Below are 1,531 nucleotides of genomic sequence, written 5' to 3' on the forward strand. Positions count from 1 at the left end.
GATTGATCGCTTAGCCTATCAAAAACCTGAATTTTATCAACAACTTCTGATGGTAAATTTTTTAAAGCAGCTGATGCATCATCACCAAAAAAATCTTTCCCGTCTATCGTTACTTTTCTTACAGTTTCGCCCTGTGCAGTAACGGTACCATCTTTTGCCACGGTAATGCCGGGCATTTTTTTAATAAGGTCTTCGGTAGTAGCATCAGGATTTACCTTATACTGATTTGCACTAAACTGCGATGTATCTCCTTTAACAACGACCGGTGGTGTTCTTGCCAAAACCGTAACAGTTGATAAATCTTTATTCTGTCTGTCTAGCACAAAAGTTGACATTGTCCTAACGGTATCCTTTAAAATAATAAAGGAAATAAATTCCTGATAATTTAATGCGTTTACTTTTATTATAAAACTATCTGCAGGCAAATTATTAAACGAAAAAGATCCTGTAGGCCCTGTAACGGTTGTAAAAACTACAGAAGAATCGAGCTGTTTTAACAGCGATACCGTTGCGGCCACTACTGCTTTTCTATCTGTACGATCATTTACATTACCCTTAATACCGGCATTTTGTGCCCAGGCTGCGCTTGAAAAAGCTGTTACAAACAGCAAAAAAACTAAAATTGACTTCATATATACTTTTCTTTGTACACTTTAGACGATGTATTAGCTTGAAAACATTCGCAATCCTTTTAATTTGTTTTTGTTAAATAAGGTATTCGCAAAGGCGGTAAGCAATTTTTCCTTTTTTCTCCCTTAAATTGCAAATCAAAATTTTTATTTTATATGATCTATAATAAAATAGTATCTGTAACCGGCCTCGGCGGTTTGTATGAGTTGGTATCTTCAAAAGCAGATGGCGGTATCGTTCGTTCGCTGGAAGATAAATCCACAAAATTTGTAAGCAATCGTATTCATAGTTTTTCTCATTTAGAAAGTATAGAAGTATTTACCACTAAGGACAACAGTAACCTGGTAGATGTTTTTAATGCTATGAAAGAAAGTAAGGAAGCAAAGCCGGATGCAAAAGCAGATACTAAAGCTATAAAAGCCTATTTTGAAAAAGTATACCCTGATATGGATTTTGAAAGAGTATATGCCAGCGATATGAAGAAGATGGTGAAGTGGTATGAAATTCTGGTAAACGCTGAGGTAGAAATTAAGTTAACGGAACATGCGGAAGGTGAAGAAGCAATTGAAGGGGAAGAAAAACCGGCTGTAGTTGAAAAGAAAGTAACAGCTAAAACTGCTACGCCAAAAGCAGCAGCTATTAAAAGTGGACCTGCAAAAAAGATTAACAGTCCGAGGAAGATGGCATAAAGAGGTAGATGACACAAGATACAAGACGGGAGACAAAAGAAAGTTAAGCGTTACGATTTGGTGATCAAATAAATAGTTTGATGATATTGCCTTATATGTTCATTTGTTATTTAAAATTCCTGTTATTTATGAATCCCGCAGGGTTCAACTTAGGATAACAATGGGTACAACCCATGGGATATAATAAAAGCTCAAAAAAGAAATACAGCTGA

The 1,531-nt window shown here is 35.7% G+C and carries 2 protein-coding genes; one reads left to right on the top strand and one right to left on the bottom strand.

Annotated elements, in window-relative coordinates; genetic code table 11:
• A partial coding sequence (locus tag H7254_RS10015; RefSeq protein ID WP_301932836.1) for a carboxypeptidase regulatory-like domain-containing protein occupies window positions 1-632 on the bottom strand: 632 nt, incomplete at its 3' end.
• A gap of 153 nt (window positions 633-785) precedes the next feature.
• Here H7254_RS10015 and H7254_RS10020 point away from each other — a divergent pair.
• On the top strand, window positions 786-1,319 hold the full coding sequence (locus H7254_RS10020) for a DUF5606 domain-containing protein (protein ID WP_301932837.1): 534 nt from the start codon (window positions 786-788) through the stop codon (window positions 1,317-1,319).
• Window positions 1,320-1,531 lie beyond the last annotated feature (212 nt).

Origin of the sequence: Ferruginibacter sp. (assembly GCF_014377975.1) — a bacterium.
GTDB lineage: Bacteria > Bacteroidota > Bacteroidia > Chitinophagales > Chitinophagaceae > Ferruginibacter.

What these genes read in the sequence shown, in the direction of transcription:
- H7254_RS10020 (WP_301932837.1), top strand. Translation starts at nt 786, where the DNA reads ATGATCTATAATAAAATAGTATCTGTAACCGGCCTCGGCGGTTTGTAT.